Origin of the sequence: Ruegeria sp. (genome assembly GCF_028066395.1) — a bacterium.
GTDB lineage: Bacteria > Pseudomonadota > Alphaproteobacteria > Rhodobacterales > Rhodobacteraceae > Ruegeria.
Genome location: NZ_JALCBM010000020.1, coordinates 21,386 through 36,116, shown reverse-complemented (window position 1 = coordinate 36,116; position 14,731 = coordinate 21,386). Strand labels below are relative to the sequence as shown.

General features: G+C 61.1%; 11 protein-coding genes and 1 tRNA gene. 4 read left to right on the top strand and 8 right to left on the bottom strand.

Features of this window, described 5'->3' with window-relative positions; translation table 11 throughout:
- Positions 1 to 908: alkaline phosphatase PhoX (locus MPJ51_RS08675; protein ID WP_298384759.1), on the bottom strand; the 908-nt coding region annotated here is incomplete at its 3' end.
- Positions 909 to 1,040: 132 nt separating this feature from the next.
- Positions 1,041 to 2,684, bottom strand: a complete 1,644-nt coding sequence (locus tag MPJ51_RS08670) for a hypothetical protein (protein WP_298384756.1) — start codon at positions 2,682 to 2,684, stop codon at positions 1,041 to 1,043.
- A gap of 183 nt (positions 2,685 to 2,867) precedes the next feature.
- On the opposite strand from MPJ51_RS08670, the gene MPJ51_RS08665 reads away from it, so the two are divergent.
- The 4 genes from MPJ51_RS08665 to MPJ51_RS08650 all read left to right on the top strand — a co-directional run bounded on the left by MPJ51_RS08665 (position 2,868) and on the right by MPJ51_RS08650 (position 7,863).
- Positions 2,868 to 2,941, top strand: a tRNA-Gly gene (locus tag MPJ51_RS08665).
- Between the two features lie 130 nt (positions 2,942 to 3,071).
- Positions 3,072 to 4,880, top strand: a complete 1,809-nt coding sequence (locus MPJ51_RS08660) for an ABC transporter transmembrane domain-containing protein (RefSeq protein ID WP_298384753.1) — start codon at positions 3,072 to 3,074, stop codon at positions 4,878 to 4,880.
- Between the two features lie 155 nt (positions 4,881 to 5,035).
- Positions 5,036 to 6,925, top strand: a complete 1,890-nt coding sequence (locus MPJ51_RS08655; protein WP_298384750.1) for an acyl-CoA synthetase — start codon at positions 5,036 to 5,038, stop codon at positions 6,923 to 6,925.
- Positions 6,926 to 6,939: 14 nt separating this feature from the next.
- Positions 6,940 to 7,863: an alpha/beta hydrolase gene (locus MPJ51_RS08650; protein WP_298384747.1), complete on the top strand. Its 924-nt coding sequence runs from the start codon at positions 6,940 to 6,942 to the stop codon at positions 7,861 to 7,863.
- Positions 7,864 to 7,866: 3 nt separating this feature from the next.
- Here MPJ51_RS08650 and MPJ51_RS08645 read toward each other — a convergent pair whose 3' ends face one another.
- The 6 genes from MPJ51_RS08645 to MPJ51_RS08620 form a co-directional block, all read right to left on the bottom strand.
- Positions 7,867 to 8,703, bottom strand: a complete 837-nt coding sequence (locus MPJ51_RS08645) for an alkaline phosphatase family protein (protein WP_298384744.1) — start codon at positions 8,701 to 8,703, stop codon at positions 7,867 to 7,869.
- Positions 8,704 to 8,847: 144 nt separating this feature from the next.
- Positions 8,848 to 10,485, bottom strand: coding sequence for an ABC transporter ATP-binding protein (locus tag MPJ51_RS08640; RefSeq protein WP_298384742.1), 1,638 nt, complete (start codon positions 10,483 to 10,485; stop codon positions 8,848 to 8,850).
- Positions 10,482 to 11,297 carry an ABC transporter permease gene (locus MPJ51_RS08635; protein WP_298384819.1) on the bottom strand — a complete coding sequence of 272 codons (816 nt, stop codon included), beginning with the start codon at positions 11,295 to 11,297 and terminating at the stop codon, positions 10,482 to 10,484. Before MPJ51_RS08635 ends, MPJ51_RS08640 begins: the two co-directional genes overlap by 4 nt.
- Positions 11,297 to 12,253, bottom strand: coding sequence for an ABC transporter permease (locus MPJ51_RS08630; RefSeq protein ID WP_298384740.1), 957 nt, complete (start codon positions 12,251 to 12,253; stop codon positions 11,297 to 11,299). The genes MPJ51_RS08635 and MPJ51_RS08630 overlap by 1 nt, the downstream gene beginning before the upstream one ends.
- 15 nt (positions 12,254 to 12,268) lie before the next feature.
- The gene (locus tag MPJ51_RS08625; RefSeq protein WP_298384737.1) at positions 12,269 to 13,852 is read right to left on the bottom strand and encodes an ABC transporter substrate-binding protein; all 1,584 of its coding nucleotides are present in this window, start codon (positions 13,850 to 13,852) and stop codon (positions 12,269 to 12,271) included.
- A 207-nt stretch (positions 13,853 to 14,059) separates the two neighbouring features.
- The coding region (locus MPJ51_RS08620; protein WP_298384734.1) for an MOFRL family protein at positions 14,060 to 14,731 on the bottom strand (672 nt) is incomplete at its 5' end.

Below are 14,731 nucleotides of genomic sequence, written 5' to 3'. Positions count from 1 at the left end.
GGGTTTTTCGAGGTGTCGAACCGAGGATCGAACAGTTCGTAGCCGTTCCAGCTTTCGGCCTTGATGCCATAACGCTTCATGCCATCCGCGACCTTGGGGTCATAGCTGGCAGTCTCATCGCTGGACCCGAAATAGCCGTTAAAGTTCTCTTCGCAGGTCAGATAGGTGCCCCAGGGCGTCTTGCCTGCGCCGCAGTTGTTCATCGTGCCCAGCGAGGTGGTGCCGGTCGGGTCCGCGTCCGTCTTCAGCAGGTCATGCCCGGCGGCGGGGCCTGCGATCTTCATCGGTGTGTTGTGGTGGATGCGGCGGTTGAAGGGGCTGTCCTTGACAACCGACCAGCCTTCGGGGGTTTCGGTGATTTCCATCACGGTCACGCCCTGAATGTTCTGGAACTTCAGCACGTCACCCGCATTGGCCGGAACACCATCCTGCGCGGCGGGCAGGTTGATCTTGCGGTTGGGATATTCGTGGTTAATCGCGATCAGCTCGTGACCCTGGAATGAAAACGTCTCCATCCCGTCGGTGTTTTCGCCAAACACCCGGTCCGATTTTTCGACCGGGCCGCCATCGGTGATGTCATAGCCATCCGCGTCCGAGAACAGCGGATCGCCCCAGCGCATCAGCATCTTCCAGTCGTACCCTTCCGGCACATGCACGGTGCCATCAGTCTGCGCCGCAATCGGGCTGAAGGCAAAGCGCGAGGCAGTCTGCGCCGGTGCCGCGGTCGATCCCAGCAGGCCCGCGCCCATGGCAGCCGCGCCAGACCCAAAGGCCAGCACGCCGCCCAGAAACCCGCGACGCGAGATGGCGCTTTCCACCACGCGGTCGAAGTCGTTTTCCTTGGGGCGCGGGAAATGCAGTTCATCCCAGTCATCGGCGGACAGGATGGTTGGATCAAGGTCTCTCATGGATGGCTCCTGGCTATCAAAATTCAGCTTCCGATCACGGGATGTAGAGCAGAGATGTGACAGAAGATTAACAACCAGAGGTCAAACGCGAAAACCGGCAATCCACTGCCGGGGTGTTTAGGGTCAGAAAACTCAGGCCGCTTTTGCCTTGCTGCGGCAATAGCATGAGGCGTGAATGGGCACCGATGCCCGTGCTGCAGCCTTGTCCAGTTGCAGCTTGATATGGCGGGATTCGGTCTTTTCGCCGCGTCGGACCAGGCATTCATGCAGCCCGTGCAGGCTCCAGATATTGCCCGGGTGCTGACAGGCGCGGGCGAGTGTGTCGTCCAGACCCAGATCAGCGCGATAGACCGCTTCGGCCTCGTCATAGCGCTGATCTTCCATCAGCAGCGCGCCAAGGGCGTGGCGGGTGGGCTGCATCCAGCCCCAGGGCTCATCATAGACCAGATCGTCGTCCAATTCGACCGAGCGGCGCAGATGCGCCAGCCCGGCCTTGTGGTCGCCGGATTTGAACGCGATCTCACCATCCATCATCGCCTCACCGATCATCAGCACGTCCTCGGCGGTGTTGTTGAAGACCAACCGGCTTTCGGGGACTGCCTTGCGGGCGATGACCGCCAGTTCACGGGCATCCTGCGCCGCGTCCAACTGCCCCAGATTGGCCAACGCCACGGCGCGGGCCTGATGCATGGCGGCGGTGGTATAGCTGTATAGCTTGGCGTCTTTTGGCAGCGGTTCTTCCAGTATCTCGCGCCACATGCCGAACCGGACCATGACGTGGATTTTCTTGCCATAGAAGGATTCGAACAGGTCCGGGAAGTAACGGATCACATTGTCGGGCAGCATCCGCATCAATTCCTCGGACGCGGCCAGCGCCTTTTCCGGCTGACCCAGGAACATGGCGCCGTAAGCCTCAAAATGCACATTGTGGACGCGGTAGACGGTATAGAAGTTTTCGCCCCCCGCCATGGCTTCGTATTTCTGGTCCACCTGAGCGGCGTGGTGGTTGCGCCAGACGACGTTCAGGTAATCCCCGCACAACACGTCGATATGGGTGGCCATGTGTACCAGATGGCCGCTTTCGGGCACCAGATCGACCAGCCGGTCCCCATGGGGCAGGGCCTTTTCAGGGGTCGGCGACATCTCCATCAGGTGGATATACATGTGCAGCAGGCCCGGATGGTCCCAAGCCCCGGGCAAGGTATCGAAGGCCGTTTCCAGAACCGTCTGCGCCTCGGTGGTTGAGGCCCCGTCGGCGGGCACGCCCCGTTTCAGGTCCCATAACTGCCAAGGCGTACGGTTCATCAAAGCCTCGGCGAATACGGCACAGACATCCAGATCGCGCGGGTGATTGGTGTGGACCCGGCGCATGGACTCGGAAAACGCATCATTCCAGGGGCCGTAATCCTCGATCTCGGGGTCGGTGGGAAAGCGATGGGACAGGGCCTCGATCAGGTCGGCCTCAACGCGCGAGACCTTGTCGCGCAGGTCCATGGCGTCCTGAAGGACCCGATGCGCGCGTTTCAGGGTTTCGACCTTCTCGTCCGGCTCGAAGAATTCCCATGGCTTGTTGTAGTTCGGCCCGATCGCATGGGCGACGCCCCAATGCGCCAGCCCGCATTGCGGATCGTGGCCGATGGCCTGGTCGAAACAGTCGGCGGCCGCTTCGTGGTTATAGCCGTAAAGCCAGATCAGGCCCTGATCGAAGGCCTGCTGTGCCTTGGGTGAGGACGTGGTGATGGTGCGGCTATAAGTCCCCAGATCGAATTCGGTCATCGTCAAAATCCCCCAACAAACAAGCCCTGCGTGGCAGGCAGGCCCTTGGTCATGCCGGAACGCGGCAGAGGCATCATAACACATATTCAGATTTCGCGCTGTGACGGGCGGGAAAAGCCGCCGATGGGGTGATTTCGCAGCTTGACGCCCGCAGGCGCATGGACTACTCAGCCCAGACGCTGAGCGGGTATAGCTTAATGGTAAAGCCCCTGCCTTCCAAGCAGGCTATGTCGGTTCGATTCCGTCTACCCGCTCCACCTCAGCCTTTGGAATTCTGCGTCAAATGGCCCTTTTGGCTGGTCAAAAGGGGGTGTGATGCTTGACCGCAAGGACGGCTGCGGCCAAGAAGCGTTCACTTAACGACCGATCACGACACAAGGGCCCGTCATGGCTAGAAAACCCGCCCCCAATCCCGCACCCGGCGCCAGCGAAGAGCGCGCAGGGTCGAAAAAGCTGGGCGTGCTGGGGGCATTGTGGCCATTCATGCGGCCCTACAAGCTGCTGATGCTGGGTGCCACCCTGGCGTTGATCCTGACCGCCAGCATGACCCTGACCCTGCCGCTGGCAGTACGTCGCGTGGTGGACAATTTCCGCATTCAGGATGGCGAACTGCTGGATTGGTATTTTCTGGCCGCCCTCGGCATCGCGGGCATCCTCGCCGTGGGCACCGGCATCCGATACGCGCTGGTGACCCGGCTGGGTGAGCGTGTGGTGGCTGACATCCGCAAGGCGGTGTTTGACCGTGTGATCGGCATGAGCCCCGCATTCTACGAACGTATCATGACCGGAGAGGTGCTGAGCCGGATCACCACCGACACCACGCTGATCCAGTCGGTGCTGGGCTCGTCCGTCTCCATCGCGCTGCGCAACCTGCTGATGTTCGTGGGTGGGCTGGTGCTGATGCTGCTGACCTCGGCCAAGCTGACCGGGCTGGTGCTGTTGCTGATCCCGGTGGTGATCGTGCCGATTCTGGTGCTGGGTCGCCGTCTGCGGGTGATCAGTCGTGAAAATCAGGACTGGATCGCAGCCTCGTCCGGTAACGCGGGTGAGGCGCTGGGCGCGGTGCAGACCGTGCAGGCCTTCACCCACGAACAAGCCAGCCGCCAACAGTTCGGCGACATGACAGAAACTTCGTACGAAGTTTCTCTGCGCCGCATCCAAACGCGCGCTGTGCTGACGGTGATTGTGATATTTCTGGTCTTTTCCGGCATCGTTGGTGTTCTGTGGATGGGCGCCAATGACGTGCGCAACGGGGTTATGACCGAAGGCGTTCTGATCCAGTTCGTGATCTATTCGGTCATCATGGCCGGTTCCGTCGCCGCCCTGTCGGAAATCTGGAGCGAACTTCAGCGCGCCGCCGGGGCCACCGAACGCCTGATCGAGCTACTGAACGCCGAAGACACGGTAAACGATCCGACGCAGGCGCAAGCCCTGCCGCAGCCGGTGCGCGGCGCGATTGCCTTTGATGACGTTACCTTCCGCTATCCGGCGCGCCCGGATGTGGTGGCGCTGGATCATTTCTCGCTGACCGTGCAACCGGGTGAGACCGTGGCATTTGTCGGCCCTTCGGGCGCGGGCAAGACCACCGTGATCCAGATGATCCAGCGGTTCTACGATCCTGACGGAGGGCAGGTCAGCCTCGACGGTGTCGACCTGCGCGATCTGGGTCGCCCCCAGTTCCGCCAGCATATCGCGCTGGTGCCGCAGGACCCGGTGATCTTTGCCGCCTCGGCCCGGGAAAACATCCGTTTTGGCCGGCTGGACGCCACCGATGCCGAGGTCGAATCCGCCGCCCGCGCCGCCGCCGCGCATGATTTCATTGCGGCCCTGCCCGAAGGCTATGACAGCTTCGTCGGTGAGCGCGGTGTGATGCTGTCTGGCGGCCAGAAACAGCGCATCGCTATCGCCCGGGCCATCCTGCGCGACGCGCCGGTGCTGCTGCTGGACGAGGCGACCTCGGCGCTCGATGCGGAAAGCGAACGGGCGGTGCAGGGCGCGGTTGATCAGATGCGTGCCGGACGCACCACTTTGATCGTGGCGCATCGGCTGGCGACGGTCAAAAAAGCCGACCGGATTGTGGTGCTTGAGGACGGGCGCATCGTGGCGCAAGGCACCCATGACGATCTGGTGGCGCAGGATGGGCTGTATGCGCGTCTGGCGCGGCTGCAATTCACCGATGGCGTTGCCGCCGAATGAAGTGACGCCCCGGCATATCGTCATTCGCCGTAGCGTCATTCTACATTTTCTCACGTCCGACCGCTAAGCCCTTGCTTGCGCAAGGGTGGTTTTGCTTCCATCTTGGGGCCAGCAAACCCCGTGCGCGATGCGGGAGAAAATAAGGGAGGATCCACATGGCCTTTGTGGGATTGGAAGACAAGGCGCGTATCGAACAGGAGATGACGTGGGAAGACCGGGATGTGCCCGTCACCTTCCACCAGCTGTTGTCGCGCACGGCGGAGAGGTTCCCCAATCACAAGGCCATCAGTTTCCAACTGCTGTCCGGCCCCACCGACAAGGCCGAGACACTCACGTGGTCTGAACTGCTGGGCAAGGTCAATCAGGCGGCGAACTTGTTCCGCTCGCTGGGTGTCGGCGAAAAGGACGTGGTGGCCTATGTGCTGCCCAATTGTAACGAGACGCTGGTCACCATGATGGGCGGCGCGGTGGCCGGGATCGTCAACCCGATCAACCCGCTGCTGGAGCCGGAACAGATCGCCGCGATCCTGCGCGAAACAGGCGCCAAGGTGGTGGTGACGCTGAAATCCTTCCCCAAGACAGATGTGGCGCAAAAGGTCGAAGAGGCCGTGCGCCATGCGCCGAACGTCAATACCATTCTGGAAATTGACCTGAACCGGTATCTGACGCCGCCCAAGTCGTGGCTGGTGCCCTTCCTGCGCCCCAAAATGGGCGATCAGGAAAAACTGGCGCATGCGGATTACAAGACCTTCAATGCCGAGCTGGACAAGCAGCCGAAAACGTTGACCTTCGAGGACAGCAAGGAAGACCGGGTCGCCTGTTATTTCCACACCGGCGGCACAACCGGCATGCCCAAGGTGGCGCAGCATAAATATTCGGGCCTGATCTATAACGGCTGGCTGGGCAATACGCTGCTGTTTGACGAAAACGACGTGATCATGTGCCCGCTGCCCATGTTCCACGTCTTTGCCGTGCATGTGATCGTGATGGCAGCCGTCTCCTCGGGCGCGCATGTGATCTTCCCCACGCCCGCAGGCTATCGCGGCGACGGGGTGTTTGACAATTTCTGGAAGCTGATCGAACGCTGGAAAGTATCGTTCATCATCACCGTGCCCACCGCAATCTCGGCCAAGATGCAACGCCCGGTGGATGCCGATATCTCATCCGTGAAAACCGCGTTTTCGGGCTCGGCCCCCTTGCCGGTGGAACTGTTCCGTCGCTTTGAAGAGGCCACGGGCGTCACCATCGTCGAAGGCTATGGCCTGACCGAGGCCACCTGTCTGGTCTCATGCAACCCGGTGGATGGCGAAAAGAAGATCGGCTCGATCGGGATTCCCTTCCCCTATACGGATGTCAAAATCCTGCAGGACGGGCCGGATGGGCCGACTGAATGCGGCGCTGATCAGATTGGCGAGATCTGCATCTCGAACCCCGGCGTCTATGCGGGCCATACCTATACCGAGGTCGACAAGAACGCGAACCTCTATCATTTCGACAAATACCTGCGCACTGGCGATCTGGGTCGATTTGACGAGGATGGCTATCTGTGGATCACGGGTCGCGCCAAGGATTTGATCATCCGAGGCGGCCACAATATCGACCCCGCCGAGATCGAAGAGGCTTTGTTGGGCCATGAGGCCGTGGCTTTTGCCGGGGCCATCGGCCAGCCGGATGCCCATTCGGGCGAGGTGCCGTGTGCCTTTGTGGAACTGGTCGACGGAGCCTCGGCCACCGAAGACGAGTTGATGGAATACTGCAAGGTCCACGTTCACGAACGTGCGGCGCAGCCCAAGCATATGACCATCCTGCCGGAACTGCCGAAAACCGCCGTGGGTAAGGTGTTCAAACCGGACCTGCGCAAACAGGCAATCACGCGTATCTATAACGAGGTGCTTGAAACGTCAGGGACCGCCGCCCGGGTCGTATCGGTGATCGACGACAAGAAACGCGGATTGGTCGCGCAGCTTGACGCGAACGGCGCGTCCGAGGACGATGTCGCCAAAGTGCTGGGTGCCTTCACCCGGCCATGGGAGTGGTCCGAATAAGTCGCGGAGGGACAATGGATTATGAACGCCTGATTGACGAGGAAACCTGGGCGTTCATACGCCGCACGGCCGAATCCTACCCCGACGACGCGGTTGATCTGACCGTTGCCGAACAGCGGCAGGTCTATGACACCATGTGTGCCGAGTTTCGTCAGCCCCGCCCCGCGGGGGTCGAGGCTGAGGATCGTATGGCCGATGGTGTCCCGGTCCGCGTCTACTCGGCCGGGGACCCGACCCGAACGGTGATCTACTTTCACGGCGGCGGCTTCGTCGTGGGCGGGCTGGACAGCCATGACGATGTCTGCGCCGAGATTTGTGTTCAGACCGGATACCGGGTTGTGGCGGTGGACTATCGCCTGTGTCCCGACCATGTGCATCCGGCGCAGTTTCAGGACAGCTGGGCGGCGACCCAATGGGCGGTGAAGGAATTCTCGGACCCTATTGTGCTGGCCGGGGACAGCGCCGGGGGCAATCTGGCCGCTTCGGTGGCCCATTACGGGCGCGGTCGATTGGACAACGTGCTGGGACAGGTGCTGATCTATCCGATGCTTGGCGGAGATACCTCGCAAGGGTCCTATATCGAACACGCGCATGCCCCGCTTTTGACCCGCGATGAGGTTCTGTTCTACGAAAAGGTCCGTTGTGGAGGGGACGTCCCACAAGGTGATCCCACGTTCGCCCCCTTGCAGGACAGCGATTTTGCGGACCTGCCGCCCACCGTCGTGGTCACCGCCGACTGCGACCCGCTGCGCGATGACGGGGCGGCCTATTGCGCCAGGATCACGGAGGCAGGCGGACGGGCGCAGTGGATCAACGAACCAGGGTTGGTCCACGGCTATCTGCGCGCCCGCATCAGCGTGAAGCGCGCCGCCGACAGTTTCGAGCGTATCTCGGTCGCGATCGAGGCGCTGGGGCAGGGCATCTGGTCCTACGATTGACCGTCAGCGCAGGAAGGGTTCGGCCTTCATCGTTTCGGCAATCGGTGCGCCCATGCGGTGCAGGATCGTCGGCGCAAGCTGCAACTGGTCGATCACCGTATCCGCCTCGGGGCCATCGGCGTCGCCAAAGTAGTACAGCGCTGTTTCCTGTTGCAGCGGGTGCCGCCCGCCATGGTGCCCACGCTCATCCTGACCGTGATCGGCGGTCACGATCACCTCGTACCCCAACTGCCGCCAGCGGGTGATGAAGGGGGCCAGCATCTCGTCCATGACGAAACAGGCGTGGTCCATGGCCTGACAATCGTGGAAGAAGCGGTGTCCCATACTGTCCAGCGTGCAGGCGTGCAGCACCCCGTAATCCAGCCCAAAGCGAAGGCACAGATTGGTCAGCGTGGCAAACAGATCGACGTCCGAGGGCGTCATCTGATTGTCCTTGCCATAGCCGGTCATCGTGTGGAACCGGCCATGGTTGATGGTCGCGCTGTCCGGTTCGTCATATTCGATGTCCCGCACGTAGTCGAAGGGATGGCGGTTGAAGAACTGCGACCAATAGCTGTGAGTGACCGCACCGGTCACGCCACCGCCTTCGCGGACCTGACTGAAGACATCCTTGTGGCTTAACCGAAAGACATTGGCATTGCCGGTGCAGCCATGCTCTGCCGGGGTCACGCCGGTATGGATCGAGGCATAACAACTGGCCGAGATCGACGGCAGCACCGCGCGCAGTTTCCACACCCGCGCATCGCCGCTGTCCACCCAGCCTTCCAGATTGCCGAACAGACGGCGGAAGTTTCGGTACGGGACGCCGTCCAGAATGATCAGTAGCAGTTTCCGGTCCATCGCGCTCTCCGTTGCGAGGGGTGGTTTGGAGCCGAGACTAGCGATACGCCGAGCGCAATCCCGCCAATTCACGCCCAGAATGGTAAAATCCCGACCTTTGCCATCAGACAAAAGCCGGGATTTCGTTGTTTACAGACGTCGGGATCAGTTCCCGGCGCTCTCCATCTTGCGGTGTGCGACAACCTCTTCCAGCCAGCCCAGATGCATCTCGGGCACCGAGCTGAGCAGAAGGTCGGTATAGTCATCAAACGGCGGGCTGAGCACTTGGCTTTTCGAGCCATAGCGCGCCACACGGCCCTGATACATCACCGCGATACTGTCGCTGATGGCGCGCACCGTCGCCAGATCATGGGTGATGAACAGATAGGCCACATTCTCGATCTTCTGCAGGTCCAGCAGTAGTTTGAGGATGCCGTCCGCCACCAGTGGATCAAGGGCCGAGGTGACCTCATCACAGATGATCATCTTGGGTTTGGCCGCCAGCGATCGCGCGATACAGACGCGCTGTTTCTGACCACCGGACAGTTCCGCCGGATAGCGGTCGATGAACTTTTCGCCCAGTTCGATCTCATCCAGCAACTCGATCACGCGCTTGCGTTTCTCGGCCCCGCGCATGTTGAAGTAGAACTCCAGCGGGCGGCCGATGATCGTGCCGACGGTCTGGCGCGGGTTCATCGCCACGTCGGCCATCTGATAGATCATCTGCAACTCGCGCAGGTCCTCCCGCGTGCGGCCTTTCAGGTCCGGGCTGAGTTTGCGGCCCGCAAAGGTGATCTCGCCATCGCGGGGCGGCAACAGGCCGGTGATCACCCGCGCCAGCGTGGATTTGCCGGACCCGGATTCGCCCACGACGGCAAGCGTCTGGCCCGGGTGCAGTTCCACATTGACGTTGTGCAGCACGTCGAAATTCAGCCCCTTGTAGCGGGCGGTGATGCCATCCACTTGCAGCACCGGATCCGGTGTCGGCTGTTTCTCTTCATGTTCGATGGATCGGACCGAGACCAGTGCCTTGGTGTAATCCTCTTGCGGGTTGTTGATGATCTGATCGGTATGGCCGTATTCGACCGTATTACCCATCTTCAGAACCATGATGTCGTCGCTTACCTGCGCCACGACCGCCAGATCGTGGGTGATGTAAAGCGCGGCAACGCCGGTATCTGCGATGGCTTCCTTGATGGCCATCAGAACATCGATCTGTGTGGTCACGTCCAGAGCCGTAGTCGGTTCGTCAAACACCACCAGATCGGGCTCGGGACACAGCGCCAGCGCCGTCATGCAGCGCTGCAGCTGACCGCCCGAAACCTGGTGCGGGTAGCGATCCCCGATATTGTCGGGATCGGGCAGGCCCAGTTTGGCGAAGAGTTCCCGCGCACGGCCTTCGGCCACTTTGCGCGAGAATTTCCGTTGCTCGACCGCAGCCTCGACCACCTGATCCATGATCTTTTTGGCCGGGTTGAAGGACGCGGCGGCAGATTGGGACACATAAGTGACCTCGCCCCCGCGCAGTTTGCGGATGTCGCCATGGGACGTCTTCAGAATGTCCCGGCCATTGACCCAGACCTCGCCCCCGGTGATCTTCACGCCACCCCGGCCATAGGCCATGGACGCCAGACCGATGGTCGATTTCCCGGCCCCGGATTCACCGATCAGCCCCAGCACCTTGCCGCGTTCGAGGTCGAAATCGACCCCGTGCACGATCTCGATATCATGGGGCTTTTCGCCCGGCGGATAGACGGTCGCGCCGATCTTGAGGTCGCGGACCTTGAGAAGTGGTTCACTCATCCCCGGCCTCCTTTCAGCGATGTTGTCCGGTTCAGCACCCAGTCAGCCACAAGGTTGACCGAGATCGCCAGCGTCGCGATGGCGACAGCGGGGTACAGCGCCGCGCCGATGCCATAGACGATGCCGTCCTTGTTTTCCTTCACGATGCCGCCCCAGTCGGCCAGCGGCGGTTGCACGCCCAGACCAAGGAAGGACAGGGTCGAGATGAACAGGACCATGAAGATGAACCGCAGCCCGAATTCCGCCACCAGCGGCGACAGGGCGTTGGGCAGGATTTCCCGGAAGATGATCCAGACTCGGCCTTCACCGCGCAGCTTGGCGGCCTCGACATAATCCATCACGTTGATGTCCACCGCGACGGATCGCGACAGGCGATAGGGGCGCGTGGCGTCCAGCAGGCCCATCACCAGAATCAGGATCGGAACGGTCACCGGAACAATCGCCAGAATGACCAGCGCCAGAATCAGCGTCGGGATCGACATGATCAGGTCAACCGTCCGGCTCAGCACCTGATCGGCCCAACCGCCCAGCACAGCCGCCAGCAGGCCCAGAGAGGTGCCGGTGACAAAGCTGAGGATCGTTGCCGCTGCCGCGATGAAGATGGTGGTGCGCCCGCCATAGATCATGCGGGTCAGCAGATCGCGCCCGATATTGTCGGTGCCCAGCAGATGCTCGGCGCTGGAGGGCTCCCACACGTCGCCGACCACTTCGGCCATACCGTAGGGGGCGATCAGCGGGGCGGTGAAGGCCACGAAAAAGTAGAGCCCGGTGAAAAACAGACCGATCAAGGCCGAAATAGGAATATTCTTCATCATTTCGGATGCCTCAGTCTTGGGTTGGCAAGGATCGATACGATGTCGGCAACCATGTTCAGGCCGATATAGACGGCGGCAAACACGACACCACAGGCCAGAACCACGGGCACGTCGCGCTTGGTCACCGAATCCACCAGATACTGTCCCATGCCGGGATAGACGAAGACCACCTCGACCACGACAACGCCGACGACCAGATAGGCCAGGTTCAGCATCACCACGTTGACGATCGGGGAAATCGCGTTCGGGAAGGCATGGCGGGCAATGACCTGAAAGGTCGACAGCCCCTTCAGTTCAGCCGTTTCGATATAGGCCGACTGCATCAGGTTCAGGATCGCGGCGCGTGTCATCCGCATCATCTGCGCCAGTACCACCAGCGTCAGCACGAAGGCGGGCAGCGCAATCGCATAGAGCTTTTGCCCAAAGGACATGGAATCGTTGACCATCGCCAGCGATGAGAACCAGCCAAGTTTCACCGAGACAAAGTAGATCACCACATAGCCGATCAGGAATTCCGGGATCGACACCGATGTGAGCGTGATGGCGGAGATCAGCTTATCCGGCCAGCGATTGCGGAACCGGACGGCCAGAAGGCCCAGGAAAATGGCAAGCGGGACCGAAACGACGGCAGCAGCGCAGGCCAGGAACAATGTGTTGCCAAGGCGGTTGCCAATGCTTTCAGCGATGTCGAGCTTATTGGTCAGCGATTGGCCAAGGTCGCCTTGCAGAATACCGCCGAGCCATTCGAAGTAACGGGTCAATGCGGGACGGTTCAGACCCATTTCTTCGCGCAGGTTGGCGAGGGCCTCGGGGGTTGCGGATTGGCCCAGGACGGCTTGCGCGGCGTCTCCGGGCAGGGCTTCGGTCAGGCCAAAAATCAGGGCCGAAGCGCCGAGCAGAAGCAGGAGACCCAGCGCTAAGCGCTGGGCAACCAGTTTTATAATCGGATGCATGTCTGATGATCCGTATCAGACGAACCACATCTTGCGGGAAATCAGGCCATTCATCATTTCCTGGTTCGCATTGACTTCCCAGCCGTCCAGCTGATTGCTGACACCTTCGACGAAGTCGTTGAACATCGGGCAGATCAGGCCGCCAGTGTCGCGCAGCATCATGCCCATCTGGGAATAGATTTCCTTGCGCTTGGCGTTGTCCAGCTCGGCCCGGGCATCGAACAGAAGATCGTCGAACGCCTGCACCTTGAAGCGGGTGTCGTTCCAGTCTGCGGTCGACAGATAGGCGGTCGAGTACATCTGGTCCTGTACCGGACGGCCACCCCAATACGAGGCGCAGAAGGGCTGAGCGTTCCAGACCTCGGACCAGTAACCGTCATTGGGTTCACGCTTGATTTCCAGCGGGATACCAGCCTGTGCGGCGGTCTGCTGGAACAGGGCGGCGGCGTCCACAGCACCCGGGAAGGCGCCATCGGCTGTGCGCATGATGATCGGCGACCCGTCGTGACCGGACTTCTTGTAGTGTTCGGCCGCTTTTTCGATGCTGAATTCACGCTGCGGGATGGATTCGTCAAACAGCGGATAGGCCGCGTTGATCGGCATGTCGTTCCCGATCGAGCCATAGCCGCGCAGGATTTTCTCGACCATCTCTTCGCGGTTGATGGCGTATTTCAGCGCCAGCCGCAGTTCGTTGTTGTCGAACGGTGCGGTGTCCACATGCATGATGAACACATAGTGACCCCGGCCCGGTGTCGAATGCACCGTCAGGTTCGGGGCGCGGCCCAGCAGCCCGGCGACCTTGGGGTCGATCCGGTTGATGACATGGACCTGACCCGACTGCAGCGCCGCGGTCCGTGCGGTGGCGTCGTTGATCGCCACAACCTCGACCGAGTCGAAATGCGCGTCGTCATTCCAGTAATTGTCGAACTTGGTGTACATGTGGCGCACGCCGGGCTCGTCAACTTCCATCTTGTAAGGTCCGGTGCCGATGCCTGCGGCAGGATTGTCCAGACCGCCATCAGGCTGGATGATCAGGTGATAATCCGCCATCAGATAGGGCAGGTCCGCGTTGGGCGAGGCCAGCGTGATCTGGAAATTGTCACCATCGGCCTTCATCGACTCGATGCCCTTCATGATGCCCAGGGCACCCGACTTCGAGTTTTCGTCCGAATGACGCTGCATGGTTTTCAGCACGTCTTCGCTGGTCAGGGTCTTGCCGTTGTGGAATTCCACGCCCTTGCGGATCTTGAAGGTCCAGACCTTGGCATCGGCGCTGCCTTCAAAGCTTTCGGCCAGCACCGTCTCGACCGAGCCGTCGCCTGCGACATCGACCAGCAGGTCGCCGAATTGCTTACCGTTGGTCTGCGGGACCGAGCTGGCATAGGTGGCCGGGTCCAGCGAGTTTGTGGCCTCGCCCCCGAACAGACCGAATTTCAGGTCGCCGCCTTTTTTCGGACCTGCGGCGCGCGCGGCATCGGCAAACATGGTGCTGGCCATCGCGGCAGACACACCCAAAGCCGCCGCTTTCCCCATGAATTCGCGGCGTGTCAGCTTGCCAGCCGTCACTTCTTTGGTCATGTGAGTGAGTTGTTCGTTCATCCAATTTCTCCCAGTTGGTTGGATCAGCCTTTACGGCTTTTATTGACGCATGAGTCAATTTACGCGCATTTCCACCCGACGGGCAAGAGCTATTGTCCGGCCCGTAGGCGCGCATCGCGCGTATCCCGTCGCATGAAAGCATGACAATAAGATGTCTGGTGAATGCAAAAGCGACAACTTACGCGGCGTCGGCGGCAAGGATGGGGCTTATCGGCGCACGGCTACGATCAGGTCCATCACATTGGTCCCGGTCGGGCCGGTGACCAGCAGCGCGCCCGCCTGATCCAGAAAGCTGCCGCTGTCGGCATTGGCCAGAAACACGCTGGCGTTTTCGCGCCATGTTTCTCCGCTGACCACAGCGCCTGCTGCCTGTGTGGGGCCATCGGTGCCGTCGGTGCCGCCGACGACAAGGGTCAGATCTTCGCATCCCGCGACCTCTCGCGCCAAGGCCAGCGCCAGCGCCTGATTGCGCCCGCCCCGGCCCGGGTTTTCGGGCAGCACGACCGTGGGTTCGCCGCCAAAGATCATGACACCGGGTGGCATCTGACGCAGATGTGAACCCAGACGGGCCGCGACCTGCAGATAGTCGTCATGCAGGCATTCGCGATTGTCCAGAACCGCCAGCCCCTGCGCCTTGGCAGCCGCTTCAGCCGCCGCGCGGGCATGGGCGTTTGAGGCGATGATGCGGGTGGTCGCTTGATAGCCGTACCGGTCGGGCAGGGCGCCGATGCCCGAGCCGATGATGTCTATCGCATCGCCCGGCACGTCCGAGATGGCCAAAACCGTGACCTGAGCCCCCGCAAAACCGGACAGTAAGCCGCCGCCTTTGACCCGCGACAGCTTGCGTCGTTCAGTGTTCATCGCGGTGATGTCCAGCCC